Origin of the sequence: Psychrobacter sp. SHUES1, assembly GCF_001652315.1 — a bacterium.
GTDB classification, from domain to species: domain Bacteria; phylum Pseudomonadota; class Gammaproteobacteria; order Pseudomonadales; family Moraxellaceae; genus Psychrobacter; species Psychrobacter faecalis.
Map to the genome: position 1 here is coordinate 1 of NZ_LXWA01000067.1, position 21,201 is coordinate 21,201.

The window sequence follows — 21,201 nt, forward strand, 5'->3', positions numbered from 1 at the left end:
TTGGCATGGGTTCTTAAGAAGTCAAAATCAGGATTGTTCTTTAGATCCATGATTTTATTAACCAAGTTGGTGGCATTAATAAATTCATTTTTGGCAAACATCTCAAATGAGATCGCTAGTATTTGATTCCAAACAAAACGTGCAGAGCCGACAAGACTATTTAGAATAATCTGTTGCTCTGCATTAGGCTCAAGCCTAAATTTATATGCTTTATTGATTTTCATGGAATAGTCTTGGCGAGTTTATTAATATAATAATGCTTAATAAGCATACCAAATTCACGGTCAGGATTTGTAAATAAACAGTAACAATGAGGCGAAATTCACCTCCACCCTAATGTCGGATGGAGTCCTCTTTCGCGGTTTGATAGTTTTAAAGCACTCGCTATTAGAAACGAAAATTTAAAACCAGAATTTGACATAAACGGCTAGACAATAATGAATATTAATATAGCAATAACGATGATTACCGCAAACAATAACTGATAACGTTTAAGACTATGCTGCTCTTGCTTTTGTGTGCTAATCAACGCCTGCGCTTGCTGCCATTGACTGACCAAACTGGCCGCTTCTGCATGACCGTTTTCGGCCGCTTGCTCAAGCCAATATTTGCCATTGGTCATATCTTGCGGCACGCCAAATCCTTGATAGTAGAGCTTACTTAATAGGCGCTGGGCACGGCTGTCGTTTTTGCTCGCAGCTTGCTTCACCCATTCTACGCCTACTTCCATACCAGCCACTTTATCCGTATATATTCCTTCGCCAAGTAGCTCATACATCGCCAAACGTAGCATCGCCGCGCTATTACCTGCATGGGCCGCGTCTTGCAGTTTTAACAGGGCTTGCTGCTTTGCTGCCAAATGTTTTGCTGAAAATATAACTTGCGCGCGCGGTTTCTCTTGCTTAGCAATATGCTGCTCAAATTGATCCAAGACTTTACGAGCTTGCTCATATTCTGTCTTGCCAGCGCTTTGGGCGACGTCTATTTCTTCAAGCTCTATAAGCAATTGAGTAAAAATCTCTGGAGTTGGCGCGAGTTTTACTGTTGTTTTTACTGCAACTTCTTTTAACGCTGCTTGTGAAGATACTACTGACGCAGTTTCTGCCGTTATAGTTTGTACAGTGGAGCTTTCTAGTGAAGCGGTCGATAAATTAGGCTTTGCTAATACAGTATCTGCTTTAACAGGTTCAGGTGTTGATTGCAGCCCGTTATCAGAATCATTATTAACAGTATATGTCTGAATATCTTGTCTGCTATGCTGCGTCACACCTACTTCATTCACGTTTTTATCAGCAGGTGGTGCGCTGTCTACGGGTAATGTATGACTATTATCAATGGCGTTTGGTAGCCTTGCAGTTACTGCTTGGTATAGCCCACTTGCCACCTGACCGCCTTGCACTGCTTGAAACGCTCTATCAATATGACCAAACAGCCGCAGTCCTATCGGCTCTAAAGCAAAAAATAGCGAGTCAGTCGTATTAAACTGATTATTAACCTCACTATCATCGCGATAAACCACGGCCATATGCTGATAAAAATCATCGGTCAGCAGCGGCAGAGCAGGATAACGCTTACGTAGCTCAAACTCACCGAACCAATGCGGCGTATTGTGCCATTGCTGTGCCAATACTCGCCCGGCATAAAATGCCAAAAATACCATAAAATTACGATAGCGCTCATCTGCTAACAGCGCCGCTTCATCCCAGCTGCCCGACTTAACCATGTCGCGGCGTATCTGCGACAGCAAAGTATCTACGCGCTGTAAACTTGCCAGCGATTCATCGAGTGTGCATCGATGCAATTCCGCTTCATAAGCCATGCCGCCAGCGACAAAACGGCTAGCTAAGAAATCTTGCCAATAGCCTGCTGCGATGTAATCAAGCGGTGTTAAGGGCGATGCAGACATAAGGCGAGCCTATCCTTTAAAAATTGAGCGTTTTGAAAACCAACATTTCAAATCATAATAAAAATAAGATGGTAATAAAAATAAGTAGTTTACCTTAACCTAAAATCAAAAGCGCTACAATAAAGGACTAAATAAGCGCACCACATTATCAAATAAGCGCTCTGCTCCGTGGCGCTCTTGCCATTCTTCTAAACTTAAAAACCGACAACTTTGCAAGTAAACCTCTTGGCAATCCGCAACCTGAGCGACCATTTCTGGCGTATAAATCGCTAAGCTGACCTCCATATTTAAATAAAAACTGCGCATATCGATATTCACTGTGCCAAACAGGCAGTAATCATCGTCAATAACCACGGTTTTAGCATGCAGCAGTCCACCTTTAAATAAAGCAATGGTCACCCCGGCTTCGAGTAGCTCTTGATAGTACGCTTGCGAGGCATGCTGCACCAAAAATGAATCTACCTTTTCGGGCACAATAATCGTCACCTCAACCCCACGTTTAGCCGCCGTAGTCAACGCCCCTGACAAGGCTTCATCGGGGACAAAATACGGCGTAGTAATGCGAATGCGTTTATTGGCGCGATGAATCACCGTCACCAAGGTATTATAAATCACGTGTGCCGTCACTTGCGGCGCCGAAGGTATCAGCTGCGCTAACACATTCTCAACGACTGGCATACGCGGTATCACAATCGATGTCGACCCAATCTCGGGTAGCTCATCTGTATCGCTAATCTCGTCTAACACTTTAACGCGGCTATTGATATCATTGATGGTCGGATTCATGACATAAAGCTTACGCGTATAATTATTCACGCGGTGATTGAGCGCATCGAGATTGTCTTTATTTTCCGCGCCAATATCGGTGACCACTACTTTTGCCATCGCTGTGGCAATATTTATCGGTTGTTGACTGACGCTGCGTATCGCCACATCAATCCATTGACCGACATTTTTATTTTGTTTAAAAAACTTTGGATCTACCAAGTTAAAGCTACCGATATAGCCTATATGTTCGTCAATGACGATAATCTTGCGATGATTACGTAAATCTGAGCGTTTAAATAGCGTCTTAAACAAACCAACCGGTAGCGACTGGTGTACAAAAACCCCAGCCTCTTCTAACAACCGATGCTGTTTGCTATTAAAAAAGCTAAAACTGCCCACACTATCCGCCAAAATATGACACTCGACGCCGCGCTGTACCGCTGCCATCAACGCGTCCATGACGTCGAGTATCTGACCTTTTGGATAAATAATATAAAACTCCATCAGAATAATGCGCTGAGCGGCATTAATATCTTCAATCAAGCGCCCAAAGATAGCATTCGGCGTGGTCAATAATTGCATTTGATGATTAGGAAACACCCCAAACCCTGTCCAGCGTGTACCGATTTTACTGACACCGCGATAATTATCGGGTAGCAGCTCTTGACCTTCATCAAACACGAGCTTCTCACGTTTTGCCATATCATTCATCAGTAGCCGCGCCTGATTCATGCGCGCACGATAACGTCGCCCAATCATCGGCTCACCCAATAAGATATAAGCGATAAAACCAACCAAAGGCAAAGTATAAAGCACGGCAACCCAAGCAATCGATACCCCGATATTGCGCTGTACCGAGACGATACGCAGGGTCATGACGATCATCAAAATTACGTGTAATACCAAACCCAATCCCGCAAAGTCTCCTACCGACCATGTCGTAAAGTAGTCTTCAATAGACAGAGCTTCTATATTAAAATTATCTATGCTCACCTCCATGACCCTATATCACTCAAATCATTCATCTATTTATTAGTTATTGGTTATTAGTTATTAGTCCGCTGTTTTATTAAGTAGACGCCCTATAAGTAGACGTCTTGTTCGTTAGATGCAAAAAGCCTTATCAGTATAGTGACTTTTAGCAAGCACGCAATAGCCAGCAATATAGCGGCTATATAGTCTATCATCACCTTACATACGGCTTAGTTTGAGCGGTAAGTAAGTTTATTAGCCATAATTTTAAAAATACTTAAAATAATATTTGACAGCCATGTGTAAATGTATATAATACACACCCACAGCAAGGGTGATTAGCTCAGTTGGTAGAGCGTCTGCCTTACACGCAGAATGTCGGCGGTTCGAATCCGTCATCACCCACCACTCATTTAGCGAGTGGGTCTTTTAGAAGACGAAATGCTAAAGACGACCTAAGCAGCGGTAGTTCAGTTGGTTAGAATACCGGCCTGTCACGCCGGGGGTCGCGGGTTCGAGTCCCGTCCGCTGCGCCATATTTAAAACTTGGTTTTTAATTGCATTATTAAGTACAAAGTTTCAACCTCAAGTATTCATTTACTTGAGGTTTTTTTGTGTTTGTTGATTTGTATTAGCTATTAATTGCTACTTAGCCTATATCATTTTATCTAAAAACTTCTCTTTAAAATCCCGTACGGAACAGCGTACCAACCACGACGAACGCCACTGAAAATAACGTCACCAGAATAATATTGATGGCAAACCCATTCAAATTATTAGCGGATAAGCGTGGTATGACCCAAAAGCGCGCATGCATCGCGACTAGTGCCGTCAGTAATAACAAACTCAGCTTTATACCAATCAAGACACTGATGTCATTATCAAAGGCAAACCACATCTCTATGTTAGGTAATATCTTATATACCATCCATAATCCAGTGATGATTTGAATGGCTAATGCCGGCATACCAATTTTTTCAAACTGCCCCTCAAATTGTAACAATGCGTCTAAATTACGTGAAGATAGCACTTTTGGCAACACCACTAATGCTAGTATTAAATGACCACCTGTCCAAATTGCAGCCCCGAGTAAATGCAAAATTAAAAGATAGTTGAACATAGAGTATTACTCCAAATAATTAATCAATCATGACTTCTCGAAGCATTAAGGTATTTAATTATGAAACGCGCCAATCAATTGCAGCCGCTGTCACGCCAACACCATCTTGGGCTTAATCTGTCTCGCCATGCCAAAGAAAGCTTGGATGAACCCAAAGAAATTGCCAAACATTGGGACAATCTCACCTCTTATATTAACGATATGGCTTATCACTTCCAAATTGAAGACAATTTAATTGCTAATGCGCTAGAGCCGTACCGCGCTACTGAATCCGATGTGGCGTCAGTACTCAATACCCTTGATGGACAGCATAAGCAATTACATCAACTGATAAATATGGTCGAACAATCGCAAAAATCTGGCAATAAAGAGGTCAGCGTGGCACAAGTTCATGAGCTTGGCACCCTATTATACGACCATATTCGCTTTGAAGAGCGCGAGTTATACCCGACGGTAGAAAAATATTTGTCGGAAGCAGAATTAGATGCGGTTTATGAAGCCAGCCCTGATAGCATTAAGCGACCTGATGAGAGTCGCTAATATACTCTTAAAGGATTATCCCAATAAGCTTTCATTCAAAGTATCATTGAAACAAAAAGCCCGCAAAGAAACGAGCCATATTTCGGCTTTCGTTTCGTTAACGGGCTTTTTACTTGTTCTTAAATGGTTATTTCTAAAGATTGATTTTTAAGGCACCAATCTTTAAACATGACGTTAAGGCATCAACTTAAAGAAATGCTGACGATAATGTTTTAGTTCGCGAATAGAATCGCGAATATCATCTAAGGCTAAATGGCTGCCGCCTTTTTCAAAGTTCCTTAAAATATCTGGACGCCAGCGGAAACACAGCTCTTTAATCGACGACACATCAAGGTTGCGATAATGGAAGAAGCGCTCAAGCTCGGGCATTTGGCGGGCTAAAAAGCGGCGATCTTGGCAGATTGAGTTACCACACATCGGCGACTTGCCACTATCGACCCATTTATTCAAAAACTTAATGGTTTCCGCTTCTGCTTCTGCTAAGGTCACGGTACTACGGCGCACGCGGTCGACCAAGCCTGACTGGCCATGCTGCTTGGTATTCCAGTCATCCATTTTATTTAACACTTGATCGGATACCTTGATTGCGAAAACAGGTCCTTCGGCAAGGACGTTTAAATCCTCATCGGTCACTACGGTCGCAATCTCGATAATCTCATCATTTAAGGTATCAAGTCCGGTCATTTCTAGGTCAATCCACACCAACCCTTTTTTACCTTGGTTTTTGATTTTAATTTTATTGGGATGGTCGTCGGTACTCATAAAATATCCTATGGTCAATAAACTTTGGCACAACTTGTGAGCCTTGTTAATCAATTAAACTGACTCTAAATGGTCAGGCTAAAATCATATGCTTTGCACTTGGTTGGCTATAATGCCTAATAAAACGAAAACATTACAAAACCACTATCTGCTAGCGGCGCTTTAGGCTGTATGTTAGCAAATTTTCACGCTACACTTAGCAATATTTTTCTAATAGGTCACAACCCATGGCATTAATCCGGCAACGCAAACTGACTAAACAACAGATTCGTCGCATCGACAAACAACAGCTTGATAGCCAAGACAGCATCGATGACAGTTTGATGGATGGCGTGGTCATGGCGCATTATGGTAAGCAGCTAGAAGTACAAGTGACCAGCTTGCCGGCAGTAATTCCTGTGCAGCCGGAGATTGCGCCTGATGATCCTGAGCCGTTTTGGCAGGAATTAACGTTAGGCGATATTTGGCGCTGTCATGTGCGTACCAATCTGCCCATGCTAGCAGCGGGCGACCAAGTACGCTGGACTGCAGACCCTAATACCGGCTTTGGACGTATCGAATCCGTCAAGCCCCGCACCTCGCTCGTTTCGCGTCCTGACCGTTATCATAAGCTCAAACCTGTCGCCGCCAATGTTGATATTTTGGCCATTGTATTTGCACCCTTGCCTGCCGCTGCGCCGACATTGATTGATCGCTATTTGGTCGTTTGTCATCATGCGGGCGTAAAGCCACTATTGGTACTTAATAAAGCTGATCTACTGGCGCAAGAAAACGGCGTCGATACCAGTGAATTATTGGCACAATACGCGGCGCTTGGTTACGAGAGCGTACTGACCTCGGTTGCATGCCCTGAAAACATCGCTGATAGTGACGAGCAAAAAGGGCTTGATGAGCTAAAGCGCTATATCGATAAAAAACTGGTTATTTTTGCTGGTCAGTCAGGCGTCGGTAAAAGCAGCTTAATTAATGCCTTATTACCTGAATCAGCACAAAGCGTCAATATTATCTCTGAAAACTCAAAGCTCGGTCAACATACCACCACCACCAGTCGCTTATTACCATTTAATCCAGATGACTTAACCCAAGGCGGCATTGTCGACACCCCTGGTATTCGTGAGTACGGTATTTGGCATTTAACGCCTGATGATATTATCTCAGGCTTTATCGAGCTTGCGCCACTGGCAGGTGATTGCCAGTTCCGCGATTGTCGCCATACCCATAACAGTAAAGGCTGTGCCTTGTGGCAAGCGGTTGCGGACGGCGAAGTGTTGCAGCGCCGGGTCGAAAACCTTGTCACGCTAACAGAAGAGGCGGATACTAAGCCTTATTAGCAGATATGTCTAAAGGTTACTGATAAAGGAACGACGAGATAAAGTAACGACGAAGCCATCGCCCGTTTACTATAGATGACCTTATCGGTATAATAGCGCCTTGTTCACCATCGTTGGGCTGTTATCTCAGTTTGACCGAACACTTATATTTTTGGAGGTATGGTTTGGATCGTGCGCTGGAATTTGTGGGCAACCACCCGTTTTTATTTGGTATATTAGCCGTGCTTGCCGTGCTGTTTTTTGCTATTGAAAACAAACGTAGTGGCAGAAAAATATCGCCCAACACCTTGGGTATGATGGTCAACTCGCAAAATGCGCAGCTGATCGATATTCGCGCCAAAAAGAAATTTGAAACTGGTTATATCCAAGGCAGCCGCAACATACCTTTTACTGAACTCAAAGACCGCATTGAGGAAATTCGTGCGATTGAGCAGCCAGTCATCATCGTCTGTGATATGGGTATCCAAGCAGGTGCTGCTGTCCAAATGATTGGCAAAGACAATGTCTATCGCCTAGAGGGCGGTATCGGCGGCTGGCAAGGCGCTGGTATGCCATTGGTTGGGTTAAAAGATACTAAGTCTAAAAACAAAGGCAAAGCCAAGCCAAGTTTGCATAAGTAAGACAATATTAATAGCTGGTCTTATTGACCAGCAGTACCAATTAAAAAGACACCTCTTTATCAGGTGTCTTTTTTTATACGCTAACTATGCTACCGTCAGCACTTTTTAACCAACACTGCTTGAATTTGCCATAGCCATCCCCATTTTATACGGAGCAGCAGCAAATATAGGGGTTATTTACGTATTGATAACGGATTATATTAATGACTACCCTATAATTTTTTTATCTTACTATTTATCCTATTACTTATAACAAAATTGCTCCCCCATAAATTTATAAATAAGGAATGACCATGACTGTTTCTGTGCAAGTTTATACCACTCCAATGTGCCCATACTGCTCAAACGCTAAGCAATTATTACAATCTAAAGGCGTTGATTACGAAGAAATCGGCATGCATGACATCAGCCGCGAAGAGCGCCAAGCTTTGATGCAAAAGACCAATAACTATCGCACTGTGCCGCAAATTTTCATCGGTGATACCTTTGTCGGTGGTTTTGACGAGCTTAACCAAATGAACCAACAAGGCAAGCTTGACGAGCTATTAGCCGGTTAATTTGCTATTGTCCTTTTCTGTCTATTTTTATTGTGTAAAAATAGACAGCGTTAAGAATAAAGCGTTGTGATAAAAAACATTTAAAAAAACTGCGTAAAAGACCTTGAGATAAATCTCAAACCTTAGTCTGCATTTATATTACAATGATATGTTGTTACAATGACAATCTGCCCCATTATTTGATTAACTTTTAGAGGAATGACCATGGCTGAAGAACAAGCACAACCACAATTGGCACTAGAACGCATTTATGTAAAAGACATGTCACTTGAAGTCCCAGGCGCCGCTGTATTTACTAAAGAATGGAACCCTGAGCTTGATATCAATCTATCAAGCAACGCTGAAAAGCTTGATGACGATCATTATCAAGTAGTATTGACGGTCAGTGTCAACGCCAAAAACGCTGAAGAAGCGGCATTTATCGCCGAAGTGCATCAAGCGGGCATTTTCTTATTAAAAGACATTCCAGAAGACCAAATCGGTCAAATCTTGGGTGCTTATTGCCCGAATGTATTGTTCCCATATGCACGCGAAGTGATTAGCGACATCGTTACGCGTGGTAGCTTCCCGCAGTTATTGCTTGCACCAGTCAACTTTGACCAAGCATACGCGCAAAGCCAGCAGCAAGCGCAAGTTGATGCCCAAGGTAACGCGTAAGTTTTAATCTGCTAAAGTATGAGCTAAGCTGCATTTAAACAATAGTATCTAAAAGCCGTTTACTGAATTTAAGTAAGCGGCTTTTTTATGGACGTTTTTTAGTATTTGCTTTTACGCACTAAAAAACCCTGCTGCTATTAATAACAAGCGGCAGGGTTTTGAATATAACGGTTAATCAACACGTCTATCGGCGACGTTTAAAAAACTTTAGCCTTTTAGTGCCGATAATATTTGCTGCTTAACATCATCAATGCCTTGGGTGCCATCGAATTTGTCATATTTAGGAGCATCGCCGCCCTCAGCTGCTTTTTCTTGATAGTAACCAACCAAAGCAGAGGTCTGCTGTTGATAGGTCGCTAAACGATCACGAATGGTCGCTTCTTTATCGTCCTCGCGTTGAATCAACGGCTCGCCCGTCACATCATCGATACCTTCGACCTTAGGTGGATTGTGGTCGATATGATAAACACGACCAGAACCAGCATGCTGACGACGGCCTGATAGGCGCTTAACGATTTCATCATCAGGCACGCTGATTTCAATCACATGGTCAATCGCTACGTTGGCATCAGCAAGCGCTTGGGCTTGTGGAATGGTACGCGGAAAACCATCTAAAATACAGCCGTTGACACAATCAGGCTTGGCGATGCGTTCTTGCACGAGGTTAATGATAAGATCATCAGAAACCAAACCACCAGCGTTCATCACATCTTTTGCTTGTTTGCCAAGTTCAGTACCTTCTTTGATGGCGGCACGTAGCATATCACCTGTTGAGATTTGCGGGATATCATACTCTTTAGAGATGAACTGGGCTTGGGTACCTTTACCGGCGCCTGGTGGACCTAGCAAAATAATACGCATCATTATACGACTCTCCTTAATAGATAGGATTTTGGGACTAATAAAACTTAGGGATTGGTGGGTTGCAGAGCTTACCTTACCTTGTGGCTTTCAAAAGCTCAAGTATTTTTAGTCTTGATGCGGCAAGTTACGATGACTTATCTGTTCATCAGATAAGATTGTGCGGGTTGTGCGCCGCCAAAAGTATGACGGCGCACATTTACTAAGTATTCAATTTTTACAATATATCTATCAAGGAACTTGTTGATTAATCGCCACATTGACCTGATTTTGGTCAGCGCTAATGACAACAGGATTACCGGTTAAATCACCGGATTCAGCATCGGCGGTGCCGCTATGGCTAATACGCGCAATGACAGCAAGCTGGACTTTATCGCCTCGAGCAGACGCAAGCGTACGTTCAGGCATCATGGCGTCTAAATCACTTAGGCTAATAGTCGCCTCTCCCTGTTTAATGACGCTAATCGGTAAACGCTTGGCAGCGAACGGTGGCCCACCTTTGACATCACGAATAGCGACAAATAACACATCGTCTGCTTTTACTAATGGTAGCAAACTTGCATTAATAGAGACCGTAACCTCAACGCCCTCAGATGCCTGCTGCTGCTGAGCGCTGACATTGGCGCTCAATTCATCAAGGCTTGCCAGCGCTTGGCTATGGTCGCCCGGTTTGGCGGCAATACTGGCGCGCAAACGCTTAATCCATCCTTGTGCTTGCTCAAAGTTATTGCCACGCGCCTCACCCATTGCCATCAGCATTTGGGCGCCTTCATGCTGTGGATTTTTTGCCAGTACGTCTTGTAAGACGCGGCGGCTATTGGCATCGAGCTGGCCTTTATTGGCAAAAAAGCTGATTTGCGCATAAGTGGTGGCGATCTCTTCATTGCCTGGCGACAAACGATAAGCACGCGATAAGGCTTCAAGCGCTGAGTCGGTTGCTTCTAATGATAAAAACAGCTCAGACAGACGCATCCAGCGATCAGGATCATCAGCATGACGATAGACGTTGGTCTGCATGGCACTGATAAGCTGCGTACCGTCTTCAATCGCCCAAGCAGGCGGCTGATCGATTTTACCAGTCAATAAGTCATCTGCCACTTGTCCGACTTTATCTTCAGCCACCCATAAGTCAAATACTGACGTACGGTCACTGATTAAAAAATAAGCCAATCCTGCCAATACCGGCACCCATATCATGATAATCAAACGACTTTTGTAACTTGGCGCTACCATGGGCGTGACTGTGCGCTGCGCGTCCAGTAATTGGCGCTCAAGCTCGAGCTTTTGATTGCGGTAATGGACGTCATCGATGGTGCCGCTGTCTTTATCGGTTTGCAGCTCTGTTAGACGCTCACGGAATACGGCAACGTTGATGTCTAGCAGTTGGTTGTCAACGGGCTTGTCGCGCAAGCGTGAGGCGCGTAGCCATGGCATGATAGCGATAACGGCCAGTAGCAGCGCAATAAATAAGCTTAGGGCAATAAATAAGCCAAAAGTAGAAGATAGGGTCATTTTTTGTCCTCTGTACTGGTGATAACAGCTTCGCTTTTAGCATTGCTATTGCTATTGCTACGCGACAATAAACGATCAAGCTCCGCTTTTTCTGCCGCCGATAACGCTGCGGCGCTGTCTATATTAATCGCACTTTCACCGCGCGCCACGCGCTGGCTACGTTTACTTTGCCAAAACCAGCCAATGATTAGCACAATCAATAATAATGGCGGAAAAAACCACAGTATCCAAGTCGATGGGCGCACAGGCGGCTTGTAAGTAATAAAGTCGCCATAACGCTCTTGCATATAAGCGCGTATCTCAGCATCACTACGACCCTCTTTGATCATGTCGTACGTTTTTTGCTTTAAATCTTGTGCGATGGGCGCATCAGAACCTGCCAAATTTTGGTTTTGGCATTTGGGGCAACGCAGCTCCTCGATAAGTCCGCGATACTGCGCTTCTTGCTGCGGCGAATCGAAGTCATAAACGTCAATGGCAGCATGCGCACTGAAACTGAGGATAAAACTAAGCAAGCACGCAAGCATTAAGCCGGCTAACTTTATTATAAAATTTGCTGGTTTTATGCTTTGTGCTGACAGGCTTTTTGATGACGTGCTTTTTGATGACATCACTGTTAAAGGTATGGCGTTCATTTACACACCTCCTGAACCTGACTAGAATCGGGACTGACATTTTTCTTATCCGCTTCATTGAGCACCATCAGACAGGGCATGATGCGGCTTTGCCAGTTGCTTTCATTAATCTCACCAACAATATGCTGACGAATAATACCTTGCCCATCAACCACAAAGGTTTCAGGCGCGCCAGTTAAGCCTAAATCTAAAGCAAATTGCCCAGATAAATCCTGAATAGACATGGAGAATGGATCGCCGCCACGATTTAAATATCCTAGCGCATCACCGATGTCATCTTTGTAATTAACGCCAACCAAATTGACCCCGCGTTCCTCTAATTGCATTAAAAAAGGATGCTCAATGATACAAGTTGGACACCACGAGCCCCAAATATTCATCAAAAATGGTTGTTCGGGCAAATTGTCATTGGTCATCATACGGCTAGTATCGGACAATAATGGCAACTCAAATGACGGTACCGGCCGCTCAAGCGCAGTATTGGTGACGATATCCGTCGGCTGACCCAAACGCAGGTACAGCATAATAATAAAACCAACAAACACAATCAGCGGAATCAAAAACCATATCTTTATTTGGCTTTTTTTCATGGTCTTGGTCGTTTTGTGGTTTGCATCACCTTTATTGTCAGGCGCTTTTTGGGAAGAATTATTTGACTGACTCATGTTACTTCTCCCCTACGTGAGCTTCGGTAATAAATCCTGCTTTGTTGGCTGCCGTTTGCGTTGATGCCTTAGCCTTTTTAAAACGATAACGGCTATCGAGCATACTTAGCAGACCGCCTAAGGCCATGATAATCGCCCCAAGCCATATCCAGCGCACCAGCGGCTTGACATAAATACGTACCGCCCACTTATTACTGTCTTCTGCGATAGGCTCGCCCAGCGCTACATAGACATCACGCATGAGACTGGCATCAATTGCCGCCTCGGTCATTGGCATACCACTAATAATATAAGTACGTTTTTCCGGATACAAAGTTGTCACCGCGCGACCTTCTTTGGTCACCTCAACCTGTGCTTGCATACCATCAAAATTGCTGCCCCTGACTTCATGAAAATCTTTGACCTCAAAGTCGTAGCCTTGTACGTGCACAGTTTCATTTTCACCCAATGCCACATCGCGCTCGACACTCAAGGTGCTGGTAAACGCCACCCCGATGACGGCGACGATTACGCCAATATGAGCAGTTTGCTGCCCCCAGTAGCTCAAACGTAGCTGACGTAGTCCTTTAAAGAAACTTGGGGCGTTTTTGGTTTTGTCTTTAAAATCGACTGCCATCCAAAGTAAAACCCAAAAGCTAACCGCCAGCGTCACGCCAATATTTAACATATCAGACGGGCTAACAAAGTAGGCAATAATCGCTGCTAATAATAAACTGCTGACCGCAATGACCATACCGGCGCCTAAGAGCGGACGGCTGTCTTTTTTCCAGCGAATATTAGAACCCATGCCCATCGCTACTAATAACAGCCAAGCCAAAGGTAGAAATAGCGCATTAAAGTACGGAGGACCAACAGAGACCTGACCTAAATTAAAGGAGTCAGCGATGATAGGATATAGCGTACCAAGCAGTACGACTAAGGTTGAGATTAAAATAATCACGTTATTAATGACTAAAAATGATTCACGCGATATCAGCTGATACTGACTTTCAACCGTCAGACGCCAACCGCGTACGGCAAACATCAACAGCCCGCCACCGACGATAATACCCAGAATGACTAAAATAACCAGACCGCGCGTTGGGTCGGCAGCGAACGAATGCACCGAAGTAATGACGCCTGAGCGCACAAGGAAGGTGCCCAAAAGACTCAAGGCAAAAGCAAAAATGGCCAGCATAATGGTCCACGCTTTAAAGACCCCGCGCTTTTCGGTCACGGCTAATGAATGCAGTAAAGCTAAGCCAGCTAACCAAGGCATCAATGAGGCGTTCTCTACTGGATCCCAAAACCACCAACCGCCCCAGCCAAGCTCATAATAAGCCCACCAAGAACCAAGTGCGATACCAACGGTCAAAAAGCCCCATGCAGCCAGTGCCCATGGACGCGACCAGCGGGTCCAGACAGCGTCCAAACGTCCTTCCCATAATGCTGCCATACAAAATGCAAATGGCACAGCCATACCCACATAGCCCATATACAGCATCGGCGGGTGGATAACCAAACCAAAATCCTGTAGCAGAGGGTTTAAATCGGCGCCATCGACGGGTAAATTTGGTAAAGTGCGATCAAACGGTGATGAGGTAAAGATTAACATCGCCAGCATCATCACTTGCACGCCAGCCAATATTACCAGTACGCGGGCGCGCATGGTCAATGGTAAGCCACGGCTAAAGTAGGAGACCAGCGCACACCAAGTGGCCATAATGGTCATCCATAGTAGCAGCGAACCTTCATGTCCGCCCCACGTCGCCGACAATTTATAATACCAAGGTAACAAGGTATTAGAGTGCTGGGTGACATAAACCAAGCTAAAATCATTAAAATAAAAGCCTGCCATCAATGACCCAAACGAGACAATCATGGCCGCAAACTGCGCCCACGCTAAACTCGGAGCAAGGCGCTGCCAGGCAACGTGGTCGTTCATGACACCCATGGTTGGTAATACCACCTGCAAAATCGCCAATACAAAGGCGGCCAGCAAGGCAAAATAACCCAATTCTGTGATTAACATACGGTCTAACCTTGTTTACCTTAATACGGTCATTGTTTATTTTAGAAAGCAGTATTTTTAATGCGTCTGAGAATAGTCAATAGTCGTTACTTTTAGACATTACGCCGTCATTGTCATGCTTTTTTCTGCATCTGTAGCTATCAGCCATTGTAGCTTAGAAGACTTACAGCATGGTACATTAGCGTCAACTTGTCACGTTTCTGTATCCACTCTGTAGGCGATATGTGTAAAGAACATAAAAACCCTTTCTCACTGCATGGCAGGGAAAAACACCAAGACCAGATGCAACCAACCTGCCAAGAAACCTGTCAAACCGCCGAGTATAATCAGCGTCATCTCATCTTCGCGAAAAGCGGGACGCAATAGGTTTTGAAACTCATCAGGGGATAGCGCGCGAATACGATCGCGAAATAGCCCAAATATTTTACTGGCACGGCTTTCATTAAGTTCAGGGTCTCGCAGTGGCACCATAGTCGCGACGATGGATTTGTCGATAATGGTATTTTTCAATTGCCCAAACTCGCGGCGACCCAGTCCAACCCGCAATGTGGTACTAATGACCGGCGATTCTAACACTTTATACAAATGCGATTTCATCAACTCACGCGTTTCGGCGGCGCGGTCACCATACATCATCTCATTCATGATGTTTTCTAAAGTGACCAAATCTTTGACCACAATCTCAGCAAAAACCTCAGACACTTCCTCTTGGCGCTTCATAAAACCGCCTTGGAAACGGTACTGCGCGATATGCGGCAGTTGCGGCTTAATAAATGGGAAACGGCTTTGTAGCACAAAAAACTTCACATACGGAATAAAACGTGGCTCAACTGGGTTAAACACCATCCAAATCGCAATCCAGTTGGTCAAAAATCCCCAAATAGCGGCAAAAAACGGTACCGTCCAATGCTGCGGTACCACCAAAAATATAAACATTTGGATAATACCGAATACAAGGCCAATCAAAGCACTGATATGCCAGATAAAATCAATCTCTTTTTGCCCAACTTTTAAAAACATATTGACCATCAAACGCCGGTCACTTTCCATTTTATTGACAATCATTTTGCGCATATCGACCAAATCTTCGACGTGATAGGTCAAATCGGTCACCAAGGATTGCATGATATTTGGCAACTCTTGATGCGCTTGGGCATAGACGCGGCGCTTTAACGCATAAGGCAGATTGCCCCACAGCGCTGGCGAATGGTCAAGCATAATCTCATCAATCAAACTCTCAAGGTTTTCATCGACCGTATCGGTGATAAATACCGCCATCTGTTCTGGCTCCATCGCCTGAAAAAACTCATCGAGCGAACCCAGCTTTGAGAGCGTCTGATCAACAATCACGCCCGATATCTTGCCTGCCTTACGTGGCACAATCCCTTGCCAACCCAATCCCGGCAAACCAAAGAATGGAAAGTTTGGAATCCGAATACCCCAAAATTTAATCGGATAAAATAGCATCTTGAGTGCCATCCACACGTGTATCCAAGTGACAAATGCAGTCACTGGTGGAATGGTCAACATAGCAAAAAACTCGGGGTGTTCCGCTATCGTCTGCCACAATGAATTTGCATCCATGACTCTAATTATCCTTGAGGTGATGATGGTCGTTGTTAAGCAAATATCCTTAGTCGATTAAGAACGCTCAATAAAAACGCTCTATCCTCAATAACCACTAAATTAAATAACGCTATAGATGCGATAAGTGGCTAAAATAAATCGCCTGATTTTAGCATACTTGCTATTTATTAGCACATATCAAGCCTTGGCAAGTTGTGACTAGCGATGACACGTTTTGCGCCCTACTCACCACCCTAAACCTTTACTATCATTTAATGATGTTAAAAATGGCTAAAGAACACTGTCGATCATGGCAATAACGATCCTCACAAAATAGACGACTGCCTACTGCGCGCAAGTGTTTGTTCTGTTATAATTTGCGGTTGCTTAATGCTACTGGCTAGCTGAAGACGGTAAGTAAATTATTTGACCTTTTTATTGATAAATCATCGCGCTATGTTATTGAAATACTTTGTCTTATCCTTTATGCTCACCCCGCTTTAGATAAACAAAAAAATGACTGTATCTTTCTTGGCTTTATTTATCTGTGCTTAATCAACCATCACTTTATCAACGACCGTTTTACTGATCGTCTGGGTACTGACTTTATATGAACAAACCGCTCGCGTCCGATACTGAACAGGTCAATCGTATTTTTACCAGCCGCATTATTATCCTTGGACTGTTTATGTTTGTGGGCTTGTTGGGTTTGATCGCGCGGTACGGTTATCTGCAAGTGTATGCTCATGATAAGTACACTACCCAAGCCGATAACAATCGCATCAAGCTCATCTCTGCGCCGCCCAGTCGCGGTTATATTTACGACCGTAACGGTGTGATTCTCGCTGACAATCAGCCCGTATTTACCGCTATGCTCAGCCCTGACGAAGTCGAAGATCCAGAGCGCACGCTAAATCTGCTCGCGCCCATTTTTGATCTTACCGAAAAAGACATTACCGATATTTTGGCCCGCGTTAGCAAAACCAAAAATGACCCAGTGACAATCAAAATTGATTTGACCGAAGCGCAATTGGCGCAGTTTAGTGAACGTCAGCCTTTTTTTCGTGGCATCAGTATTCAGAGTAAACTCACGCGCTCGTACCCTTACGATGAGCTATTTGCCCATGTGATTGGCTATGTCGGACGTATTAACGATAAAGAATCCAAGCAAATTAATAAGGATCGCTACGCAGGTACTGATCTTATTGGTAAAATTGGTATTGAAGATTTTTATGAAGATATCTTGCTCGGACAGCCCGGTTATCAGTCAGTAGAGACCGATGCTCATGGCAATATTCTACGTCAACTTGATACCAAAGCGCCCATTGCGGGCAATGACATCACGCTTAGTCTAGATTATGGCTTGCAAACCATTGCGCAGCAGCAGCTTGATGGTCGCCGCGGCGCGATCGTCGCTATCGACCCAAAAAACGGCGATGTTTTGGCTTTTGTTAGTAACCCAAGCTACGATCCCAATCCTTTTATTTCGGGTATCTCTTTTAAGGACTACGGCGCTCTGCGTGATGATGTCGATCAACCCCTTTATAACCGCGCGCTACAAGGGACGTATCCGCCCGGCTCAACCATTAAACCTTTTGAGGGTTTGGGCGGTATTCATTACGGCCTACGAGATTGGGAAACGACCATTTATGACCCGGGTTATTTCAGTCTACCCGGCGATTCGCATCGTTTTCGCGACTGGAAACGCGGTGGTCACGGCACGGTAGATTTAAAGAAATCCATCATGATGTCGGTAGATACCTATTATTATAAGTTGGCGTATGAGATGGGGATTCAGCGCCTTCATGACTGGATGGTGCGCTTTGGTTTTGGTGAGCAGACCGGTATTGACTTACCCAATGAAAAATCAGGCGTTATGCCGTCACCAAAATGGAAAAAAGACACCTATGATAAAGGTTGGTTACCAGGTGAAACCATCTCTGTCAGTATCGGCCAAGGGTATTTTTTAGCCACGCCATTACAGATTGCCAATGCCACCGCCATGACCGCCAACAAGGGTTATCACATCACCCCGCATTTATTAAAAAGCAGCGATGGCGCGGCGGCCGTTAACGTGATTAGCAAGCCTGATGGCAAAATTGACTACAATGGTAAACCGTCAGATTGGACGCGTATGCACGATGCGATGGAACAAACGGTTAAGGCAGGTACAGCGCGTGGCATTTATACACCGCGCTATCGCATCGCTGGTAAAACCGGAACGGCGCAGGTCAAATCTATCGCTCAAGGTAAAAGCTATAATAAAGCGGCACTCGATAAACGTCACTGGGATCATGCTTGGTTTAATGGTTTCGCGCCTGTAGAAGAGCCAGAAATCGCCCTTTCAGTACTGGTCGAAAATGGCGGCGGCGGTAGTGCCGTTGCAGCGCCTATTGGTCGCGCCTTATTTGATTATTGGATGCTGCAGCGTAAAACCGACCCTATTTTGCCGCCAACCGCCGATGAACTAAGGGCCATCAAACGCCAAAAGGCTTTTGAAAAGGCCATGCGCGACGCCTTACGTGATAAAGAGCAAGCGCTAGCGGAAAAAGCCGAGGCGCAAGGTGCCGAGAACGCAGCTACATCTGAATAAAATATATAAAACGAAATGCACCGAATAAAAAGCTGTAGATAAGAGACACTATGAAGAAACTCTCAAATGGTCGCGAACAAAAGAAAAATCATAAAGCAAAAAACGCAGTAGCGGGAGACGTACGTATCATCGGCGGGCAGTATAAACGCCGTATCGTCAGCTTTATCGATGCCGAAGGTTTGCGCCCGACTCCTGACCGCCTGCGCGAGACCTTGTTTAATTGGTTGATTGCCGATATTCATGACGCCAAAGTACTTGATAGCTGCGCTGGTAGCGGCGTTTTAGGCTTTGAAGCCTTATCACGTGGCGCGGCTCATACAACCTTTATTGAAGTAAGTTCAGCGCAAGTCACTATGCTGCGCCAAAGCGCCGAGCAATTACGCTTAGATGCCAGTAACTATCAGATTATTCAAGGCACCGCCGAGCAGGTACTGACGCAAAACCAAACGATACAGCGGCATTTTGATATCGTCTTTATCGACCCGCCGTATGCGCAAGATTTATGGCAGCCGATTTTGACAGCACTTATTAAACAGTCTTTAATCAACACAGAAACGCTGATTTATTTAGAGGCGGATAAAGATTTAACCCTGCAACTGGACCAATTGGTAGCAAGTATTAACGAAAGCGCTGAGCCGCTAGCAGATATAGCGCAAAGCCTAATACGTTTTGAATGCTTAAAACAGACCAAAGTTGGGCAAGTTGTCGCTGGACTTTATCAGCTTTCAGCGTCATAATTGTCAGGTTAATAAAAGCCATTAACAAATTTTGAAAATGTTTAAAACCGCTAAAAAACTGGCCAACGCTGCAGTTTAATGTATATAAGGCGAAAATAAACCCCAATGCAGCTTGCAAGCGTAGGCGCTACTGCTTATAATGTGCAGTCTGTTTTTTGAGAGCCCCGTTCCCAGCTAAACTCTCAACGAATTCTAATTTTAAGGTTTTATCATGAAAACACTTAGTGCAAAACCAGCTGAAGTGACCCATGACTGGTATGTCGTAGATGCTGACGGCAAAACCCTTGGTCGCTTAGCTACTGAAATCGCTAGTCGCTTACGTGGCAAGCACAAGACTTGTTACACGCCGCACGTAGATACTGGTGATTTTATCGTTGTTATCAACGCAGAAAAAATCGCGGTAACGGGCAAAAAAGCGCAAGACAAAAAGTACTATCGTCACAGTGGTTACCCAGGTGGTATTAAAGAAACCAACTTCACCAAGCTGATTGCACATAAGCCTGAAGATGTTCTACATAAAGCGGTTAAGGGTATGCTTCCAAAAGGTCCTCTTGGCTACGCGATGATCAAAAAGCTGAAACTATATGCGGGTACAGAACATCCACATGAAGCTCAGCAACCTAAAGAACTAGACATCTAAGGATATACTTATGGAACGCAATTACGGAACTGGTCGTCGCAAAACTTCTACCGCTCGTGTCTTTTTAGCGAAAGGTACTGGTAGCATCGTTGTTAACGGCAAACCACTTGATGAGTACTTCAGCCGCGAAACATCGCGCATGGTTGTTCGTCAGCCTTTAGAACTACTTGAATCACCTACTGCTTATGACCTATACATCACTGTAAAAGGTGGCGGTATCAGTGGTCAAGCGGGCGCAATCCGTCACGGCATCACGCGTGCATTGATTGAGCTTGACGAAGCCAACAAACCTGCTCTAAAAGCAGCTGGCTTTGTTACTCGTGACTCACGTCAAGTTGAACGTAAGAAATTGGGTCTACGTAAAGCACGTAAACGTCCACAATTCTCAAAACGTTAATCAAAGCTATCTCTTCTCTTTTTACGACTGCCTTCTTTTTCTCAGAGTCGCTGCAGCAGTATTAAGCAAAAGAGTAGATTTGCAAAACCTTATAAGCTGGTCTCAGTTTATAAGGTTTTTTTATGGCTATTTTTTAGCGCTGCTGTTTTAACTCTATAGTGAGTGAAAAGTAATATCGATACATCACGCACTGCTGATATCCATTTTTCTTGCTTGCTGTGCCTGCGCAGACAGAGGCTACAAAAAATTGATATCAGCAGTACCGTAGTGTTTTTAGGATATTTTGACTATATTGTTTAAATGCCTAATAGTTTAAAGTCCTTAGCTCTCGTTGTCGTTAGTTTATTAAAT

Annotated in this window: 20 protein-coding genes and 2 tRNA genes; 11 read left to right on the forward strand and 11 right to left on the reverse strand. The window is 44.3% G+C overall.

The window, feature by feature from the left end:
• From A7325_RS09335 to A7325_RS09345, 3 genes are all read right to left on the reverse strand, one after another.
• A partial coding sequence (locus tag A7325_RS09335; protein WP_156508528.1) for a helix-turn-helix domain-containing protein occupies positions 1-224 on the reverse strand: 224 nt, incomplete at its 3' end.
• Between the two features lie 203 nt (positions 225-427).
• A complete protein-coding gene (locus A7325_RS09340) occupies positions 428-1,906 on the reverse strand; it encodes a tetratricopeptide repeat protein (RefSeq protein ID WP_068407418.1) in 1,479 nt (492 codons plus the stop codon).
• 114 nt (positions 1,907-2,020) lie between these two features.
• The gene (locus A7325_RS09345; protein ID WP_156508529.1) at positions 2,021-3,673 is read right to left on the reverse strand and encodes a cardiolipin synthase; all 1,653 of its coding nucleotides are present in this window, start codon (positions 3,671-3,673) and stop codon (positions 2,021-2,023) included.
• Between the two features lie 305 nt (positions 3,674-3,978).
• Here A7325_RS09345 and A7325_RS09350 point away from each other — a divergent pair.
• Positions 3,979-4,054 (forward strand) — tRNA-Val (locus A7325_RS09350).
• Between the two features lie 51 nt (positions 4,055-4,105).
• Positions 4,106-4,182: transfer RNA gene (locus A7325_RS09355), tRNA-Asp, on the forward strand.
• A gap of 146 nt (positions 4,183-4,328) precedes the next feature.
• Here the strand turns inward: A7325_RS09355 and A7325_RS09360 are convergent.
• The gene (locus tag A7325_RS09360; RefSeq protein ID WP_068407421.1) at positions 4,329-4,766 is read right to left on the reverse strand and encodes a CopD family protein; all 438 of its coding nucleotides are present in this window, start codon (positions 4,764-4,766) and stop codon (positions 4,329-4,331) included.
• 60 nt (positions 4,767-4,826) lie between these two features.
• Here A7325_RS09360 and A7325_RS09365 point away from each other — a divergent pair, with 60 nt between their 5' ends.
• Positions 4,827-5,306 (forward strand): hemerythrin domain-containing protein, encoded by a 480-nt coding sequence (locus A7325_RS09365; protein ID WP_068407424.1) that lies wholly within the window; start codon positions 4,827-4,829, stop codon positions 5,304-5,306.
• A 174-nt stretch (positions 5,307-5,480) separates the two neighbouring features.
• Here the strand turns inward: A7325_RS09365 and orn are convergent, their stop codons facing one another.
• A complete protein-coding gene (gene orn, locus A7325_RS09370; RefSeq protein ID WP_068407427.1) occupies positions 5,481-6,068 on the reverse strand; it encodes an oligoribonuclease in 588 nt (195 codons plus the stop codon).
• A gap of 227 nt (positions 6,069-6,295) precedes the next feature.
• Between orn and rsgA the strand changes: the two genes are divergently transcribed.
• From rsgA to secB, 4 genes are all read left to right on the forward strand, one after another.
• Positions 6,296-7,399, forward strand: a complete 1,104-nt coding sequence (gene rsgA / locus A7325_RS09375) for a ribosome small subunit-dependent GTPase A (protein ID WP_068407430.1) — start codon at positions 6,296-6,298, stop codon at positions 7,397-7,399.
• Positions 7,400-7,563: 164 nt separating this feature from the next.
• The gene (locus A7325_RS09380) at positions 7,564-8,019 is read left to right on the forward strand and encodes a rhodanese-like domain-containing protein (protein ID WP_068407433.1); all 456 of its coding nucleotides are present in this window, start codon (positions 7,564-7,566) and stop codon (positions 8,017-8,019) included.
• Between the two features lie 293 nt (positions 8,020-8,312).
• A complete protein-coding gene (gene grxC / locus A7325_RS09385; RefSeq protein WP_068407436.1) occupies positions 8,313-8,576 on the forward strand; it encodes a glutaredoxin 3 in 264 nt (87 codons plus the stop codon).
• A gap of 204 nt (positions 8,577-8,780) precedes the next feature.
• On the forward strand, positions 8,781-9,233 hold the full coding sequence (secB, locus tag A7325_RS09390) for a protein-export chaperone SecB (protein ID WP_068407439.1): 453 nt from the start codon (positions 8,781-8,783) through the stop codon (positions 9,231-9,233).
• A 207-nt stretch (positions 9,234-9,440) separates the two neighbouring features.
• On the opposite strand, the gene adk is transcribed toward secB, so the two are convergent.
• The 6 genes from adk to A7325_RS09420 all read right to left on the reverse strand — a co-directional run bounded on the left by adk (position 9,441) and on the right by A7325_RS09420 (position 16,501).
• On the reverse strand, positions 9,441-10,097 hold the full coding sequence (adk, locus tag A7325_RS09395; protein ID WP_068407441.1) for an adenylate kinase: 657 nt from the start codon (positions 10,095-10,097) through the stop codon (positions 9,441-9,443).
• A 228-nt stretch (positions 10,098-10,325) separates the two neighbouring features.
• Entirely contained in the window at positions 10,326-11,606 is a 1,281-nt protein-coding gene (gene ccmI / locus A7325_RS09400; RefSeq protein ID WP_068407443.1) for a c-type cytochrome biogenesis protein CcmI, read from the reverse strand.
• The gene (locus A7325_RS09405) at positions 11,603-12,133 is read right to left on the reverse strand and encodes a cytochrome c-type biogenesis protein (RefSeq protein ID WP_369811321.1); all 531 of its coding nucleotides are present in this window, start codon (positions 12,131-12,133) and stop codon (positions 11,603-11,605) included. Before A7325_RS09405 ends, ccmI begins: the two co-directional genes overlap by 4 nt.
• 104 nt (positions 12,134-12,237) lie before the next feature.
• The gene (locus tag A7325_RS09410; RefSeq protein ID WP_068407445.1) at positions 12,238-12,906 is read right to left on the reverse strand and encodes a DsbE family thiol:disulfide interchange protein; all 669 of its coding nucleotides are present in this window, start codon (positions 12,904-12,906) and stop codon (positions 12,238-12,240) included.
• Between the two features lies 1 nt (position 12,907).
• Complete coding sequence (locus tag A7325_RS09415; RefSeq protein ID WP_068407448.1) at positions 12,908-14,917, reverse strand: heme lyase CcmF/NrfE family subunit; 2,010 nt, start codon at positions 14,915-14,917, stop codon at positions 12,908-12,910.
• Positions 14,918-15,166: 249 nt separating this feature from the next.
• Positions 15,167-16,501 (reverse strand): hypothetical protein, encoded by a 1,335-nt coding sequence (locus A7325_RS09420; RefSeq protein WP_068407450.1) that lies wholly within the window; start codon positions 16,499-16,501, stop codon positions 15,167-15,169.
• Between the two features lie 592 nt (positions 16,502-17,093).
• Between A7325_RS09420 and mrdA the strand changes: the two genes are divergently transcribed.
• The 4 genes from mrdA (at position 17,094) to rpsI (ending at position 20,850) form a co-directional block, all read left to right on the forward strand.
• Positions 17,094-19,076, forward strand: coding sequence for a penicillin-binding protein 2 (gene mrdA, locus A7325_RS09425; protein WP_068407453.1), 1,983 nt, complete (start codon positions 17,094-17,096; stop codon positions 19,074-19,076).
• Between the two features lie 50 nt (positions 19,077-19,126).
• Positions 19,127-19,813, forward strand: coding sequence for a 16S rRNA (guanine(966)-N(2))-methyltransferase RsmD (gene rsmD, locus A7325_RS09430; RefSeq protein ID WP_068407456.1), 687 nt, complete (start codon positions 19,127-19,129; stop codon positions 19,811-19,813).
• Between the two features lie 211 nt (positions 19,814-20,024).
• Complete coding sequence (gene rplM / locus A7325_RS09435) at positions 20,025-20,453, forward strand: 50S ribosomal protein L13 (RefSeq protein ID WP_068407459.1); 429 nt, start codon at positions 20,025-20,027, stop codon at positions 20,451-20,453.
• Positions 20,454-20,463: 10 nt separating this feature from the next.
• Positions 20,464-20,850 (forward strand): 30S ribosomal protein S9, encoded by a 387-nt coding sequence (gene rpsI, locus A7325_RS09440; RefSeq protein ID WP_068407462.1) that lies wholly within the window; start codon positions 20,464-20,466, stop codon positions 20,848-20,850.
• Positions 20,851-21,201 lie beyond the last annotated feature (351 nt).